Annotated in this window: 11 protein-coding genes and 6 pseudogenes; 8 read left to right on the top strand and 9 right to left on the bottom strand. The window is 70.4% G+C overall.

Annotation, left to right across the window (positions count from 1 at the left end):
* Window positions 1-7 precede the first annotated feature (7 nt).
* Both OG580_RS31810 and OG580_RS31805 read right to left on the bottom strand, forming a co-directional pair.
* Window positions 8-934, bottom strand: coding sequence for a triacylglycerol lipase (locus OG580_RS31810; RefSeq protein WP_267047093.1), 927 nt, complete (start codon window positions 932-934; stop codon window positions 8-10).
* Window positions 935-1,363: 429 nt separating this feature from the next.
* On the bottom strand, window positions 1,364-3,064 hold the full coding sequence (locus OG580_RS31805; RefSeq protein ID WP_267047092.1) for a class I adenylate-forming enzyme family protein: 1,701 nt from the start codon (window positions 3,062-3,064) through the stop codon (window positions 1,364-1,366).
* Between the two features lie 403 nt (window positions 3,065-3,467).
* On the opposite strand from OG580_RS31805, the gene OG580_RS31800 reads away from it, so the two are divergent.
* The 3 genes and pseudogenes from OG580_RS31800 to OG580_RS31790 all read left to right on the top strand — a co-directional run.
* Entirely contained in the window at window positions 3,468-3,824 is a 357-nt protein-coding gene (locus OG580_RS31800) for a hypothetical protein (protein WP_267047091.1), read from the top strand.
* On the top strand, window positions 3,821-5,407 hold the full coding sequence (locus tag OG580_RS31795; protein WP_267047090.1) for a hypothetical protein: 1,587 nt from the start codon (window positions 3,821-3,823) through the stop codon (window positions 5,405-5,407). The genes OG580_RS31800 and OG580_RS31795 overlap by 4 nt, the downstream gene beginning before the upstream one ends.
* A gap of 52 nt (window positions 5,408-5,459) precedes the next feature.
* A pseudogene (locus OG580_RS31790) lies at window positions 5,460-5,633 on the top strand (ATP-binding protein); the annotation flags it as partial.
* A 17-nt stretch (window positions 5,634-5,650) separates the two neighbouring features.
* On the opposite strand, the gene OG580_RS31785 reads toward OG580_RS31790, so the two are convergent.
* Together OG580_RS31785 and OG580_RS31780 are read right to left on the bottom strand one after the other, a co-directional pair.
* Complete coding sequence (locus OG580_RS31785) at window positions 5,651-7,561, bottom strand: alkyl/aryl-sulfatase (protein WP_267047089.1); 1,911 nt, start codon at window positions 7,559-7,561, stop codon at window positions 5,651-5,653.
* A gap of 14 nt (window positions 7,562-7,575) precedes the next feature.
* On the bottom strand, window positions 7,576-8,016 hold the full coding sequence (locus OG580_RS31780) for a hypothetical protein (RefSeq protein WP_267047088.1): 441 nt from the start codon (window positions 8,014-8,016) through the stop codon (window positions 7,576-7,578).
* A gap of 11 nt (window positions 8,017-8,027) precedes the next feature.
* Between OG580_RS31780 and OG580_RS31775 the strand changes: the two are divergent.
* Window positions 8,028-8,429: pseudogene (locus OG580_RS31775) on the top strand (SDR family oxidoreductase); the annotation flags it as partial.
* On the opposite strand, the pseudogene OG580_RS31770 reads toward OG580_RS31775, so the two are convergent.
* The 3 genes and pseudogenes from OG580_RS31770 to OG580_RS31760 all read right to left on the bottom strand — a co-directional run bounded on the left by OG580_RS31770 (window position 8,387) and on the right by OG580_RS31760 (window position 10,914).
* Window positions 8,387-9,273 (bottom strand): annotated as a pseudogene (locus OG580_RS31770) (transposase). The pseudogenes OG580_RS31775 and OG580_RS31770 overlap by 43 nt on opposite strands.
* A 280-nt stretch (window positions 9,274-9,553) precedes the next feature.
* Window positions 9,554-10,564, bottom strand: a complete 1,011-nt coding sequence (locus OG580_RS31765) for a quinone oxidoreductase (protein WP_267047087.1) — start codon at window positions 10,562-10,564, stop codon at window positions 9,554-9,556.
* 17 nt (window positions 10,565-10,581) lie between these two features.
* Entirely contained in the window at window positions 10,582-10,914 is a 333-nt protein-coding gene (locus OG580_RS31760; RefSeq protein ID WP_267047086.1) for a hypothetical protein, read from the bottom strand.
* A gap of 369 nt (window positions 10,915-11,283) precedes the next feature.
* Between OG580_RS31760 and OG580_RS31755 the strand changes: the two are divergent.
* Window positions 11,284-11,836, top strand: a pseudogene (locus OG580_RS31755) (integrase core domain-containing protein); the annotation flags it as partial.
* A 20-nt stretch (window positions 11,837-11,856) separates the two neighbouring features.
* Here the strand turns inward: OG580_RS31755 and OG580_RS31750 are convergent.
* Together OG580_RS31750 and OG580_RS31745 are read right to left on the bottom strand one after the other, a co-directional pair.
* Window positions 11,857-12,123 (bottom strand): hypothetical protein, encoded by a 267-nt coding sequence (locus OG580_RS31750; RefSeq protein WP_267047085.1) that lies wholly within the window; start codon window positions 12,121-12,123, stop codon window positions 11,857-11,859.
* A pseudogene (locus OG580_RS31745) lies at window positions 12,123-12,833 on the bottom strand (Na+/H+ antiporter NhaA); the annotation flags it as partial. The pseudogene OG580_RS31745 and the gene OG580_RS31750, both read right to left, overlap by 1 nt.
* A 393-nt stretch (window positions 12,834-13,226) precedes the next feature.
* On the opposite strand from OG580_RS31745, the pseudogene OG580_RS31740 reads away from it, so the two are divergent.
* From OG580_RS31740 to OG580_RS31730, 3 genes and pseudogenes are all read left to right on the top strand, one after another.
* Window positions 13,227-13,424 (top strand): annotated as a pseudogene (locus OG580_RS31740) (hypothetical protein); the annotation flags it as partial.
* 92 nt (window positions 13,425-13,516) lie between these two features.
* The gene (locus OG580_RS31735; protein WP_267047084.1) at window positions 13,517-14,062 is read left to right on the top strand and encodes a hypothetical protein; all 546 of its coding nucleotides are present in this window, start codon (window positions 13,517-13,519) and stop codon (window positions 14,060-14,062) included.
* A gap of 116 nt (window positions 14,063-14,178) precedes the next feature.
* Entirely contained in the window at window positions 14,179-16,074 is a 1,896-nt protein-coding gene (locus tag OG580_RS31730) for an NAD(P)-binding protein (RefSeq protein WP_267047083.1), read from the top strand.
* Window positions 16,075-16,084: the final 10 nt, after the last annotated feature.

Genomic DNA, 16,084 nt, shown 5'->3' with positions numbered 1-16,084 from the left:
GGCGGGGTCAGGACAGGGCGTAGGCGCGCAGGGAGGGCTCGGCCCAGACCTTCGTGGCGTTCAGAAGCTCCGCGTTCATGTTCGCGGCGGCGACTCCGGTGGCCGCGCTCGCCTCGGAGGGGGTGACACCGGGGAGGTTGACGTCCAGGCACTTGCCGAACGGCAGTCGGCCGGGGTCGGCCGTTCCGGAGTGCGAGAGTGCGTCGACGACCAGCCCGTAGGCGACGGAGTCGTACAGGAAGCCGAAGTGGGTGACGGTGCGCCCGGGGCAGACGCTCTGCATCGAGATGTTCGCGGCGCCGGTCACGGGTGCGGTCGTGACGGGGACGATGGCCTCGTCGGTGAGGCTGTAGAGGTTGGTGTAGGAGACGGCGCCGGGGGTCTCGTCGACCGCGTTGAGGGCGGCGAGGAAGTTCGAGCCGACGCTGAACTGGTGCAGCGCCGGCGCGCACGGGGCGGTACAGAAGTAGTTGCCGGCACCGATGCCGTGGCCGGGGTTGGCCAGGAAGACCGCGTCGTCGACCTTGGACTGCAGGCTCGGCCACCACGTGAGCGCCCAGCGGATCTCCATGTTGCCCTGGCTGTGGCCGATGACGTCGACCTTGCGGCCCGTCAGGGAGTTGATCCTGCCGACGGCGTGCACGACGTACTCGGTGGCCTCCTGAATGTCGCCCATCGACCTGTTGGGCAGGTCGACCGTGCAGACGTCGTACCCCGCGTCGCGCAGCGCGGGAGCGTAGCCCCAGCCCCAGCTCTCCTCTCCGGTGGAGCTGGTGCCGTGCACCAGCAGCACCGGCTCACGGTCGGAATGGACGAAGGAACCGGGACAGTACAGCGCCGCGTCGAGCGTCGCGACCGGGGTACCCAAGGCGGGTTCGACGGCCGCGGAGGCCGACGAGGCGGGTCCGAGAAGGACGGCGGCGAAAACGCCCACCAGGGCAGCGGCAACAACGTTCGGCCGACGGCGCCGCGGGGTCTTCCACGGTCTGTTCAACGTGACTCCTGTGGGTGGGTGTCGCGCCCCGGCAGCTGCCGTGACCATGCCTGATGGGGGGTGCGGCCGGGGCGCGGGGAGGAACGAAGAGTGAATCGGAGGATCACCTTCCAGGCGCCGGCCGGGGCGGACAACCCTTCTCGCAAGCCCTGTTGAACTCCGGCGCGATCCGTGTGGGCGGTCACAGGAGAACGCAACGCGTCCTGCCCCGGAACACAACGCGCGCCCGTCCGTCCCGTTAGGTGACCCGGTTCAGCCGTGTCGCCCACGCACCGCCTCGGCGAGGGTCGCTACGCGCGTGGACCCGAAGGCGCCGAATACGCCTGCGGCCCCGCGCCTCCCCGGAACCGCAGGCGTACCCTCCCGCCCTCAGTCGGCTATGGCGGCATCCTCGGTCAGCTGGTCGCGCAGCGCGGTCTTGAGGATCTTGCCGGTGGGCGTGAGCGGCAGAGAGTCGACCACCCGCAGGTCACGGACCTTCTGGTACGGCGCGACGCGCTCGGCCACGTACCCCGTCAGCTCGTCACAGAAGTCCTCTCCCGGTTCGACGCCGGGACGCAGCACGACGAAGGCGGCCGGGATCTCACCCGCGCTCACACTCGGGGCGCCCACGACCGCGGCCTGGGCCACCGCAGGATGGCTGCAGAGGATCTCCTCCAGAGGCTGCGGATAGACGTTGTAACCCTTGTAGATGATCATGTCCTTGGCGCGTCCGACGAGGAACAGATGGCCGTGTTCGTCGAGGCGCCCCATGTCGCCGGTGCGCAGCCAGCCGTCGGCGAACTGCTCCGTCGTCAACTCGGACTGTCCGTGATAGCCGTCGGCGACCTGTGGGCCACTCGCCCACACCTCGCCCGTCTCCCCCGCCGCCAGGACGGTGGTCGTGTCCGGCGCGCGGATCTCCAGGCGGGTGTCGAACACGGCGATGCCGACGCTGCCCACCGGGGTGGCGACGGTCGGGTTCGGTGGGGCACCGGCGAGCCCCATGCTCGCCTCGGTGAGTCCGTACCCCTCGCAGACCAGCGCGTTCGGGAAGACCTCGGCGAGGCGGCTCAGCGCCTTCGTGTCGATCGGCGCCGCTCCGGAGACGGCCATCAGCACCCGGGAGTAGTCGTGCTTGTCGAGAGCCGGGCTCGCGAGCAGGGCGTAGTACATCGCGGGGGATCCGGTGATCGCGGTCACGCCGTGGCGCTCGACGTCGGCGAGGAAGGTGTCCGGGCGGAAGCCGGCCACCATGACGGTGGTCTGCCCCAGGATGATGTTGACGCTCTGGGTGATCAGGCCCATTCCGTGGAAGAGCGGGGCGACGGCGATGGTGGCGCCGTCGCCCACCGGCAGCGCGTACGCGTTGAGGGCGTCGGGTACGGGCCTGAGGAACACACCGCCCTCCTCGTCCTGCCCCGGCAGGGTCGCGGAGCGAAGGCACGCCGCCTGGAGCACGGCGGCCACGGCGTTGCGGTGCAGCACCCGGACGGCCTTGGAACGGCCGGTGGTGCCGCCGGTCAACTGGAAGTGGGCGACCTCCTCCGAGTCCGTCACGACCTCGGTCAGGGGCGCGGCGGCGAGCAGATCCGCGAGCGTCACGGCCCCCTGGCGGGCCGCCGCCGAGGAGGCCGGCGCCGGAGCGGCGGCGGTCCCGGGCACGTGCACGGTGAGACGGATATCCGGTGCGTCGACGTCGGCGAGGGCGGCGGCACACGCCGGATGAGTGACGACCGCCCCGGCCCCGACGTCCAGGAGCTGTTCGGTGAGCGCGCGGGTCGGCTGGGCGGGGTTGACCGGTGCGACGGTCGCGCCGGCGCAGATCGCGCCGTAGTACGCCACGACGTACCAGAGCGAGTTGGGCATGTGCAGCGCGACGACATCGCCCGGGGCGATGCCTCGCTCACGCAGCCCGTTGGCCACGCGCAGCGCGTGGTCGTACAGCTCCGCGAAGGTCAGCGTCTCCTCGCCGTCACGGACGGCGATCCGGCCGGAGAAGGACCGGGCGGCGCCGGCGAGGAGCCGGTCGATTCCGGCATCCGGGTAGTCCAGGGACGGGGGCATGCTCTTCGGCCACGCTCTGGTCATGGGGAACTCCTGTACTCCTGATTGCCTGAAGAGACGGCAGCGGATCCCGAGGAAATCGGCGCGCGATCGCACGGGGCACGGCCACAGGGGGTGGGGCGGAAACGGCAACGACTTCACCAAGTGGCGGTCAAGTTAATGTCCAATAACCAACCTGTCCAGATGCTGCTCGCCTCGGCAAGCCCGTATCCCATGTAGGCACTGGCATCCCGCTCCGAAGGCTCGGCGAACGATGTGTCTGCCCACAAACCGGCCGACTCCCGGTGGGACCACACACACGATGCGCTCGATCCGCGGGCCCGGGCCGCCTTCTCGATGGACGCGGCACCCGTGCGCCCCACATGCTGCGGCGGCCGATGCGCGAGATGTGCCCGCGCATGCCCTCTTCCCCGCCCTCGGAGTCACGTTGACGCGCCCCGCCCAGCCACGACCCGCTCTGCTGTTCTCACCCGCGACGGCACCCCGAGCCGCTGCCACGCGCGCCGGGGAAGCCGCCGCCACCGACTTCGACGCGCGCGACCTGTTCGCGGCGATCACGCGGGCCGGCGGCCGGTGGGCAGGCCGAGCCACGGCCGGCTACGCCCTGCCGGCATTGGCCGCCTCCGCCGCGCCGGAGACCCTGACCGAACCCGTGGCGGGTCACCTCTCCCTCGCGCTGGTGCTGCTGTGCCCGCAGGTACTGCTGATCGGCTGGTCACTGACGGGACACCGGCGCGAGTCGGACCGCCTGGACGTCACCCGGCGCACCCAGGGGCTGTCGTGACAGCGGCGGCGACCTTCGACGCGCCGGAGTCGTTCTTCACCGTGTTCACGGTGTTCCTCAGCCTGTGCGGCTGCCTGTGGGTCGTCAGCGGCGCCGGAGACGACGACGCCGCGATGTTCCCCTGGCGGTCACGCGAGGAGCCGGCCTGGCGCAGCGGCCTCGTCATCAGCGGCGCCGCTCTGTCCGCCGTGACCCTGATGGCCCTCATCGGGCTCGTCGCGCTGACCGGATACGACGGGATGATGCTCTCGCTCGGGGTCGTCATGGGCCTCGTGCTGCTGGCGCTGCTGTTCGCGGAGCCTCTGCGCAGGGCCGGCGGGTACACGGTGGGCGACGCCGTCGCCCACCGCTTTCCCGAGCGGTCGGTCCGCCTGGCCATCGGACTGGTGACGTTGTGCGTCTGCCTCCCCTACGTGGTGCTGCAGCTGACCGCGGTCGGGTCCCTGTCGGCCTTCGTCCTGGGCCTGACCAGCAGCGGGGCGAAATCGGCGTGCATCCTCGTGATCGGCTGTCTCGTCGTCTCTCTCGCCGTGAGCGGCGGAGTACGCGGCACCGGCCGCGTGCAGCTCGTCAAGGTGGTGGTCCTGCTCGTGGTGATGGCGGGGGTCGCGTTCCTCGTGCTCGACCGCTTCGGCTGGAATCCCGACCGCCTGCTGGGCGCGGCAGCGGCTGGGAGCGGTAGAGGAAACGCCTACCTGGGGCCGGGCGTCCAGTACGGCAGCGGCCCCATGGCGGCGGCTAACCGCCTCGGTCAGCTCGTCACCGTCGCACTGGCGGTGTGCTGCCTGCCGCACGTCACGATGCGGGTCCTCGGCGCGCCGGGCGGGCGGGCGACGCGCACGGCCATGCGCTGGGCGGTCGGGCAGCTGATCGTGATCTCGGCCCTGCTCCTCGTCGTCGGCCTCGGCGCGGCGGCGATCCTCGGCGGCCCGGCACTGGACAAGGCCGACCCGACAGGCAGCATCTCCCTCCTGCTGGCGACCCAGGCGCTCAGTCCCGGCGGCATCCTCGTCTCGGCCGTCTTCAGTGCGGTGTTCCTCACCGCACTGACCACGGTCGCCGACGTCACGCTCGCCGCCGCAGCCTCGGTCGCCCGCGACCTGCTGCCGCGCCGGCCGCGACCGGGCACTGAAAGCGTCCCCCGCCAGGACCGCCACGCCCGTTGGGCAGCGGCCTTGGTGGGCGCCGCCACCGTTGGGCTGTCCTTGCCCGCCGCCGGCTGGAACCTGCTCGTCCTCTCGACCCTCGCCATGACGCTAGCCGCCTCCGCCCTCGCCCCCGTTCTCACGTACACCTTCCTGTGGCGCGGCTTCACGCGGCGGGGCCTCCTGTGGTCCGTCTACGGAGCGAGTCTGCTCACCCTTGCCCTCCTGGCCGTGTCCCCTCTGCTCTCCGGTTCCCCCTCGGCCGCCTTCCCCGACATGGATTTCCAGGGGGTCGCCTTGGTCAACCCAGGCCTCGTCAGCGTTCCCGCCGGCTTCGCGCTCGGCTGGCTCGGCAGCACCCTGGACCGCAGGTCCGACGCGGCCGCCCGGTACGCGAACCTCGCTACCGCGGTCGTTTCCGACGACCCGGCACGATGACATCGACAGCCTTCACGCGGCAGCCGCGATGGGTGAACTGAGCGCCGCGATCAGCGCCCTCTGCGAGGTCACCGACGACAGCAGCACAGCGCCCCAGCTCCGGTACGCGGACGACACGGACGAAGGCGGGCGAGGGCTCTGCATCACCGCGCAGATCACCCAGCGGTGGGGGCACCGGCCCACACCACTGGGCAAGACGATCTGGACGGAACAAGAGCTGCCCTGACGAGTCGCGACCGGTGATCAGGGGGTGACGATGGCGAAGTCGGGGTCGAAGTCGTCGAGCAGCCCGGCCAGGGTCTGCAGCACGGTCTCGTCCCCGTCCAGGGTGATCTTCCCCGCCTGGGCCAGCTGCGGGGCGCTCGCCGGCTTGAGGAGCGCGGCGACGAGGGCCGCCTTGGATCCGGTCACCGTGAGCTGCGTGTCGGGCGAGGGGCCACGGCGGGCGTTGAGGACGCCTCGGCGGACCCACATCGTCCAGGTCTCCTCGGCCCCGGCGTCCGTGAAGCGGAAGTCGACGCGGAAGTCGGCGGTGGCGGCCTTGTCGCCGATGAGGTGGACGGCGGCGTAGTCGAAGAGGATGTCGATCGGCATGGCCAGGATCGAGTCCGGGCTGGCCGTGGCGAACGCCGCCGGCAGGACGCCCTCGCGGAGTTCCTTGGCGGCGGTGAGGAAGATGCCCCGCCACTGGGGCCCTTCGGCCTGGTAGCCCATCTGCTCGTACGCATCGGCCTGCAGGTTCTTCGCCTCGGTGTTCTCCGGGTCGGCGAACACCAGGGCGTGCAGGATCTGGGCGGCCCACCGGTAGTCGCCCGCGTCGAACGCGCGGCGCCCCTCGGCGAGGATCCTCTCGGGACCGATCAGGTCGGTGAGGCGGCGGGCCGATTCGACCGGGGTGTGGGGGTGGAGGGAGACGGGGTCGCCGTCCCACATGCCGAGTTCCTTGGTGAACACGGCGCGGACGTCGTGGTGGAGCGTGCCGTGGTAACCACGGTTGAACCACTTGCGGCCCAGCTCCTCGGGCAGCTCGACCACCTCGGCCGCCTCCAGCGGGGTGTATCCCTTGTTCGCGAGCCGGAGCGCCTGGTCGTGGATGTACTTGTACGTGTCGCGCTGCGACTCCAGGAACGAGGTGACCTCGTCGTTGCCCCAGACCGGCCAGGTGTGCGGCCCGTAGTGGACCTCCACGTCGTCGCCCCAGCGTTCCAGGGTCTCGTCGAGGTAGCGGGCGAAGTTGCGGGCGTCCCGGGTCCGCGCACCGCGGAGCGTCTGGATGTTGTGGAGGGAGTGGTTGGCGTTCTCCGCGCACGTGAGCGCCCCGAGCTGGGGAATCCAGATGTGCATCTCCTCGGGCGCCTCGGTGTCCGGCGCGTAGAGGAACTCGAACTCCAGGCCTCCCAGTTCACGCTTCTCGCCGGTCTTCGTGACCGGGTCGGTCGGCGAGATGTACGAGACGGTGACGCCCGGCACGGTGGAGATACCGATGCCGCAGGTGACGCAACCGGTCTCACCCTGGTCGAGCAGGCTGTTGAAGGCGTACGACGCCCGCCGTGACATGGCGTTGCCCGCGATCACGTTCTCGCCGATCGCGTGCTTGTCGAAGGAGGCGACGGTGCCCGGCGCGATGATGGGCACCTTGCCCGAGGCCACGTCCTCAACGCTCACCACCCCCTTCACACCGCCGTAGTGGTCGATGTGGGTGTGGGTGTAGATGACGGCGGCGACCGGCTTGTCGCTGACGTGCTCACGGATCATGCCCATGGCCTGGGTGGCGGCCTCGACGGAGGCCATGCAGTCGACGACGACCAGCCCCGTCTCACCCTCGATGACGGTGAGGTTCGCGATGTCGTTGTTGCGTACCTGGAAGACCCCGTCGACCACCTTGTAGAGGCCGCCCTTCCGGATCAGCTGCGACTGCCGCCACAGGCTCGGGTTCACCGTGTCAGGGGCGGGAACGTCGTCACCGATGTAGTCGAACCGCGCCGCGTCGAAGATCACCCGGCCGTCCCCGCCGTACAGCTTGTCGGGCAGCGGAGCGAGGAAGCCACGGTCCCGGTCGGCGAAGTCCTGCCGGTCCTCCATCGCGTACCGGGAGAGCGCCTCCCGGTTGACGGCCGCGGTCGCGGCGCTGGCAGGCTTGGACGAGTCAGCCATGGTCTCCCTCTCCGTCACGGGCGAGGCCGGGCGTTCCCCGGCATGCCCTGCTCCGAGCCTCGGGCGACGGTCGCCGGACGGCGAGGTGGGTTCGCCCATTCGGGTGCGCCCGGATGCTGTACGGGGCTCCGCCGTGAAGTTCGGAGCGCCTTCGCCTCGCGAACACACGGCTCCTCAGCCGTGGCGAAGACCTCCGCCGACTCCGGGTCGCGGCCCCATGCGCCCAGGGCCGCGGCGTGGACGGTGCGGGCCGCGGTCTCCGTCAGCCGCTCGCCCGCCTCGGTGGCCCTGCCCGGCCAGCGCCAGTCGCCGCGCCCGGCGACAAGGTGCGCCCACAGCGCGAGGTCCTCATCGGCGACGAGCAGCGCCTCTTTCCCATAGCCGAGAGACGGAATGGCCTCCTTCTCCCGGACGTACTCCGGTTCCTGGACCCCCTTTACCGGGTCGTCCGCCATGGCCCCCTTAGGCCCTGGAAGTCAACATCCTGGGCTATCTGTTGTGCGCCCGCCGGGCCATCGGCGGCATGACGGCAGGCGGGGCGATCGTGAACATCTCCTCCGCCGCAGCGACCCTCGGAAGCCCCGGCACCTACGTCCACTACGCGGCGGCGAAGGCCGCCGTGGACGCCATGACGGTCGGGCTGTCCAAGGAAGTGGCGGCCGACGGCATCCGGGTCAACTGCGTCGCCCCCGGCACGATCTGGACCGATTTCCACGCTGACCCGCAGCGGCCCGCAAAGGTGGCCGCGATCACCCCCATGGGCCGCGCCGGCAGGCCCGAGGAGATCGCCGGAGCGGTCGCCTGGCTGCTCTCGGACGACGCCTCCTACGCCACCGGCACGGTGATGAGGATCGCCGGCGGAATGTGAGCACAGGCGGCTCCGCCAGGCGACCAAGGAGTGGCCCCTATGAGATGCCTGATCCAGATCGTCGAGGCGCGGAGGCAGAGCCCGGCCAGGTAGCTCCCCGGGGTCTTGTCGTAGCGCGTGGCGATGCCTCGCCACGCTTTCAACCTGGTGATCGCACGCTCGACCGTGTTCCGTTCCTTGTAGAGGTCGACGTCGTGGCTGACGGGTCCGGGGATGAACTGCGGGCTGTCCGCTGCCTGGCCCGCGGTCAGGATGAATGCCAGGGGGCGGCACTTGCGGTCGGCCGCGAGATGGACCTTGCTGGTCTGCCCGCCACGGGAGCGTCCGAGGAGGGCGGCCTTCAGCCGGATTTCGTGTCGGCGTCGGATGCGTCGCCGCTCTTCCCGAGCGGAATCGTCTTCGGTGACCTGCCCGCTTTGTTCTTCGCGGGCGCCCCCTTTGACCTGGCCTTGTCCTCTTCAGCAGCGGCTTTTTCCAGGGCGGTGACGATGTCCTCATCGAGGTGCATCCCGGCCGCGTCGTGGTGGGCCCGCGCGGTGGTGGAGTCCACGCTGATCAGGGATAGGTCTACCCCGCCTCGCCTCGCTTCGCGGCTTCCGCGATCAGGCCTTCCAGCAGAGCCTCGAACACGTTGGCGTCACGCCACTGCCGGAAGCGGTTGTGGACGGTCGACCAGGCGCCGAACTCCGTCGGCATCTCCCGCCACTGCCCGCCCGCCCCTGAACCGCCAGATCGTGCCTTCGAACTGCTGCCGCAGCCGCTCGGCGTACGGACCGTACTCCCCGATCGGTAGGTACGGCTCGATGAACTCCCACTCCCGATCTGCGAGTTGCACTCGCGTCATGCAAGAAGGTCCACCGATCCAGACCCTGCGGTGAGGTCGATTCCCACAGATTGATCACGACTCGATACGCGCCCTAGGTGTTCTGTCCCGGGAGGTTGTGGACGGGTGAGCCAGGTCTCGGCTGAGGGATCTTGAAGGGGTGTGACCCGGATACGCCAGAACCCGCCAGAACTTGATCTTGGCCTGCTGAGTGCCTGACGCTGTCGGGGATCTTGGCGATGACGGTCGGCCATGCCCTCGACATCTCAGTATCCAAGATCCCCGACCTCGTCACCCGCGATCAGCTCTGCGTCTCCTCGCGGCGTCCAATAGCGGCCGCATCGGGTATGACGAGCAGCTTGCCGGTGGTACGCCGAGCCTCCAGATCGCTGTGGGCCTGGGCGGCCTCGGACAATGCGTAGCGGCCCGTTACGGTGACCTCAAGCGCCTTGGAGCGCACCCACTCGAACACATCGGCGGCCCGTCGGAGCAGTTCGGACCGATCGGCGATGAAGTCCCCGAGGCTGGGCCGGATCAGGGTCAGCGAACCGCCGTGGGCGAGCCGAATCGGATCAAACGGAGGCACGGCACCACTTGCCGCGCCGAAGAGCACGAGATGGCCGCGGGTTCGCAGGCTGGCGAGGCTCGCATCGAAGGTGTGCGCGCCGACGCCGTCGAAGACAACCGGCAGTCCCTGACCGCCGTTGAGCCGCCTCACCTCGGCTGCGAGATCGTCGACTGCGGAGGAAAGGATCACCTCAGCGGCCCCGGCACGCTTCGCCAGCTCGGCCTTCGCCGTGGTCGACGTCGTGCCGATCACCCTGCCGCCGAGATGGGTGATGAGCTGGGTCAAAAGCAGCCCCATGCCACCAGCAGCCGCATGCACGAGCACCGTGTCGCCCCCCTGAACCGGGTAGGCGTCCTTGACGAGATAGTGCGCGGTCATGCCTTGGAGGAGCACGGCGGCGGCTGTCTCGAAGCCGATATCGTCGGGCAGCGGCACCAGCCGGGAGGAGTCCACGACGGCCCGCTCGGCATACGTGCCGGGAATCTCCACCCAACCGACCCGGTCCCCGACTGCGACGTCAGCGACGCCGGGTCCAACTTCGACGACCGTGCCGGCGCCCTCAGCGCCCGGGGTGAAGGGCAGCGGGAGGCTGTACCGGCCTTCGCGGTGGTAGACGTCGAGGAAGTTGACCCCGGATGCGGCGACCTCCACGATCGCCTCGCCCGGACCCGGCCGCGGCTGGTCCACCTTGGCCTCCTGCAGCACCTCGGGACCGCCCACTTCGTACACCTGAATCGCTCGCATGACCCTCCAATAACGGCTCATCCCCCACCAACCCCGTTGATGGCGATCCGATTCCCGGCAAGCAGACCAGCCCGCCGCCCCCGCCGAGAGCTGAGACGCCTGCTGTGCACCCGGGTCTGGGACAGGAGACCGAGGCCGTCAAGGGTCGACGAATGCACCACCCGCCGCTTCCGCACCGCCGTATGGCCACCCACCACAACCGGCGTAGCCTCCGGCAGCTCCACCGCGCGGCGCACGAAATCGACCACCGCCTCCGGATACTCCTCCGGCCTCGGGAACCGGCCCATCCGCTGGTACGACTTCAACGCCAGCAGCAGGGCCAGCTGATCTCCATCCGCTCCGCCGCCCACGCCGCCTCCTCCCGCGTCGGCGCGAAGAACAGATGCAGCTCATGCGCACTGACCAGCCGCTTGAACCGCGGATACGCAGTCCGCTCGATCGTAGTCATCCCCACGCCCGCAAGATCCGGCAGCCAACGACGCTCCAGGCACCCGCGCCGCATCGTGCCGCCCGAGATCATGCCGCGAGGCAGAAGGCCCGTAGCCACGACAGCCCAACGCATGACGTGGTAAACCACCGGCTCAACCCAAGATCAAGTTCTGGCGGGTTTCTGCCGTATCCGGGTCACACCCCTTGAACAGGTGAGGGCCTTCCGGTTCGGTGTGGATTACGACGTCTACACCTGACCGAAAGGCCCTCGTGCCCACCGTCATGCACCCCTGACCGAGACCGGCCGACTGCGTCTGGCCCGCTGTGTGGTCGAGGACGGCCGGCCCCTGCGCCGAGCCGCCGAACGCTTCCAGGTCTCACCGACCACCGCCCAGCGATGGGCCGACCGGTACCGCGCCCTGGGCGAAGCGGGCATGGGTGACCGCTCCAGCCGTCCCCATCACACGCCGCGCCGGACACCGACCCGGACCGAACGCCGGATCATCAAGGTCCGCCTTCTTCACCGGCGCTGGGATCACCGTCGAACGGATTCTGACCGACAGCGGCTCCTGCTACCGCTCACGCGACTGGCGCGACAGCCTGGCGGCGGCCGGGATCACCCACAAACGAACCCGGCCCTACCAGCCCCAGACCAACGGCAAGGTCGAACGCTTCAACCGCACCCTGCTCGACGAATGGGCCTACGCCCGCCCCTACCGGTCAGACATCGAACGCCGCGAAGCGTTCCCCGGCCGGCTCCACTCCTACAATCACCACCGCGGACACACCGCACTCGCAGGCAAACCACCCGCAAGCCGCGTCCCCAACCTGACGAGGCAATACACCTGCCTGCTTCTTGCAGGTCAAGGGCGGTGTCCGGAGCCGGCGAGGCCGGCTACCAGCAGTCCGGCGAGGACCGCCCACGGGATGCTCGCGGGCCCTGTCGACGCCCAGCCGACGGCGCCGAGAACAAGCCCCGCGAACGCACCCACCGCGCACGCCCGAGCGTCGCGGAGGAACGCCCACTGGCGCGCCCCGCTCCCGGGAGCTCTCAGCTCGTGGACGGCCGCACGAACGACCAGCAGGGCGATGATGATCGTCACTCCGAGCACCGCGGATCCCACAGCCACTACCCCTCGTTCGCCGCGCCGGTGCGCGAGCCGGTCTGGTGGATGTCGGGGATGCCGTCGGCGTCGTCGTCGCGCTCCTCCTCGTCGTACAGACGCTTGTAGAGGCGGTTGCGGCGGCGCAGGAGGACGGCTGCCAGGGCAGCGGCGATCAGTGAGCCGACGAGGACGGCGGCCTTGATGTGTTCGGCTGTGGCCGGGTCGGGGAAGGCGAGTTCGCCGATCAGGAGGGCGACGGCGAGGTACGTGCCGAGGAAGATGCCGAGGATCTTGCCGACGACGAGGCCGATCACGACGCCGAGGGGTTCGGGATCCGTGAACACACGGGTCAGCGCACCCCCTGACACGGTGACTCCGGCGGCGAACAGCGCGAAGAGGGGGACGACCACGCCCGCCGAGACGGGGTGGACGAGGTGCGAGACGCGCGCGCCCGGGGACGCGGCTTCGCCCTTGTCTCGGGTGGTACGCAGGAGGAGACCCATGGCGACGCCCGCGACGGTGGCGTGGACACCGGAGTCGTACATCAGCGCCCAGGTGGCGACGCCGAGTGGCACGTACCACCACCAGCCGCGCACCCGGAGGCGCTGGAGAACGGAGAAGAGAACCAGGCCGACGACCGCCCCGCCCAGGGCCCGGAAGTCGAGGTCCGAGGTGAAGAAGATCGCGATGATGAGGATGGCGCCGAGGTCGTCGACGACGGCCAGCGTGAGCAGGACGAGCCCGCCGACGGTCTCCGTGCGCAGGGCTTCGGTGACGGCCTGGCGTTCGGGCCACGGCAGCAGTCCGAAGACGACTTTGCGGGGGTGTGCCTGGGTCACGGGGACGGACCTCCGGGGCATGTCGTCAAACGGGCACACAGGCCCTCGGACGCCGACCAGACCTCCCGGCACACCAGCATCATGTTGATGCGTTCTTTGCACCCTATCGGGTGGCCGGGGGTCCCACCAGGCGTCTCTCACCGGCTGGAAGCTGGTACGGGAGAGCGGCATCAAGAACGCGTAAAGATTGCCGGGATCCGGCAGTGAACTCCTGCGCGGTTGCATGGGAACCTCCGTCGACGGCGGAAGCGGCACGCGTATCGACGTGCGGACCGAGGGGGCAGGGACATGGCCTGGTTTCTCGGTCTCGGCATCGGTGGCCTGCTGCTGCTCGTCCTGTGCCTGCTCCTCGACGGAGTGTTGGAGGGGGCCCTCGACGGACTCGGCGGGGGGCTCGACGGGTTTCTGTCGCTGCCGGTGATCGCCGGATTCGTGTCGGCACTCGGATTCGCGGGGGCGATCACGAGGGGTGTCACCGGTACGGGGCCGGCCTCCGGACCCGCGACAGCCGTGAAGGCTTCCGGCAACGGAGCCATCGAATCACCGACTGAGACACGAGTCCGACAAGGGGGGACGGCGTGAGAAGAAGCTTCACGGTGCACGCGGGGCTGCAGCTGGCCTTGGCCACAGTCGCATTGTCCGCGGCCGCCTATACCGCCGTCCCCTACCTTCCGCCCTTCGCCGGCGAGGGAATTCTCCTCGGTATCGGGTTCGCCCTGCTCTTCCCGCTCCACGCCGCGACGATCTTCCGCAGCATCGCGCTCGAGTTCCGCGTCAGGGGATACGCGCGCAACAAGACGAACCAATGGCGTGCCCTGAAGGCTCTGCCGGGCCGAGTGCACGCCCTCCTCGTAGGACTGGGCCTGGCAGGGGCCGTCCTGCTCTCCGGGGCGTTCTCGGACGACTCGGGCCTCCAGGCGACCGATTCCGTCCGGGGCCGCTACTACGCGGTCGACACCACCGACCCTCAGCGGCAGAGGATCGAGGTCACCAGAAGCCAGTACGAGGCGCTGAACAAGCAGGGCCAGCGATTCATGTTCACGATCTACGGCCTCATCGCGGGCGCGGGTGGCGGACTGACTCTCGTCTTCGCGAAGCTGGACGACCGGGCAGGACGGCCGTGACGCCGGCTCCGCGACACGGCAAGCCGTACGACACGAGACGCCAGGCACCAGGCCGGAAGCCGACAACCTCAGGGCAATGATCGAGTCGGCTCATGCACCACGTCACAGGGGGAGACATGGCGGCACTGCCGCAGCAGGGGAACGCGGCGGCACGGGCCGGCGGGCACATGGTGGTCTGCGGCGACGACGGTCTCGCGCACCGGCTGGCCGACGAGCTCCGGGAGGTCTACCGGCAGCGTGTCGTTCTGGTCCTCACCGGAGAACAGGCCGAGGTGCGGACCGCCGGGCGGGTCACCGCGCCGGCGGACACGACGAATGGGGGCACGGTCGTACCCGTGCACGTGTCGACGGCGCAGGCTCCGACGGAAGAGGCGCTGCTGCGGGCCGGGGCCGACCGGGCAACCGCGCTCGCGCTGCTGTACGAGGACGACGAGACGAACCTGCGGGCAGCGCTCGCCGCCCGCCGGCTCAACCCGGGGCTTCGGCTGGTGGTCCGCATGTACAACCGCAAGCTCGGCCAGCGACTGGAGGAGCTACTCGACCAGGCTGCCCTCGTGCACTCCCCCGGCATGGAACGGGCCGTCCTCGACGCCTCCACGACCGTCCTGTCCGACGCGGACACCGCGGCCCCCGCCCTCGCCGCCACCGCGGTCGCCGGCACGAGCAAGGTCGTCCAGGCCGACGGCCTGCTCCTGCGAGCCGCCGACCGCACCCCGCCCGGACGCGGCGAGGTACCGGACTCCGGCCTGTGCACCCTGGCGCTGCTCTCGTCCACCACTGCCGACCCGGCGGGCGCGGAAGGCTCGGAGGCCAGCGGGCCGCAAGGCCCCGTCCTGCTGCCCGACGACCGGACCGTGGCGGGCAGCACCGGGCGCGGCAGCGTCGTCCTGGAGACCGTCCGATACACGGGCCCCGCCCTGCCCGCACGGCGCCTGGCCCGCCGTGGGCCGCCGCTGCGCGACCTCTTATCCAGCCGCCTGCGCTGGGCGCTCGCCGGCATCGTCGCCTCCGTCCTCGCCCTGACCCTCACCACCACTGCGCTCACCGACGCCGACCCGGTGCACGCCGCCTACATCACGCTGCTCGACCTGTTCTCCATCAACGACCCCGCGATCGACGCGCCGGCCACGAACCAAGTCCTCCAGCTCCTGACCGGGCTCGTCGGCCTCGCGCTTCTCCCCCTCCTCGTCGCCGGAGCGCTGGAGGCACTCGGCACCTTCCGTAGCGCGGGCGCCCTACGCCGCCCGCCCCGCGGCCTGTCCGGCCATGTCGTCCTGCTCGGACTCGGCAAGGTCGGCACCCGCGTCCTCGCCCGGCTGCGGGAACTCGACATCCCCGTCGTCTGCGTCGAGGAGGACCCCGACGCCCGCGGCATCCCCCTCGCCCGCAGCCTCCATGTGCCGGTCGTCCTCGGCGACGTCACGGAGGAGGGCGTCTTGGAGGCCGCCAAGGTCCACCGGGCTCACGCACTGCTCGCCCTCACCAGTGCGGACACCACCAACCTGGAGGCCGTCCTCTACGCACGTACGGTCAAGGCCGATCTGCGCGTCGCCATGCGCCTGTACGACGACGACTTCGCCACCGCCGTCTACCGCACCCTGCGCACCGCCCACCCCGACGCCCTCACCCGCAGCCGCAGCGTCACCCACCTCGCCGCCCCCGCCTTCGCCGGCGCCATGATGGGCCGCCAGATCCTCGGCGCGATCCCGGTCGAGCGCAAGGTCCTGGTCTTCGCCGCCCTCCTCGTCGCCGGACACCCCCGGTTCGAAGGACGTACGGTCTCCGAAGCGTTCCGCCCCGGCGCCTGGCGCGTCCTCGCCCTCGACACGGCCTCCCCCGCCGCCCGCCGCCCCGACCTCGCCTCCACCCACCACGACGGCGAACAGCCCCAACTCCTCTGGGACCTGCACCCCGGCTACGTGCTACGACCGGAGGACCGCGTCGTCATCGCCGCCACCCGCCGCGGCCTGGCCGAACTGCTGGGGAGACACCCTGCGGGCAGCAGCACCTGAGCCTGCCCAC

The organism is Streptomyces sp. NBC_00094 (genome assembly GCF_026343125.1).
GTDB lineage: Bacteria > Actinomycetota > Actinomycetes > Streptomycetales > Streptomycetaceae > Streptomyces.
Note: the sequence above shows the minus strand (reverse complement) of the source record. Positions and strands in the feature narration are given on the sequence as shown.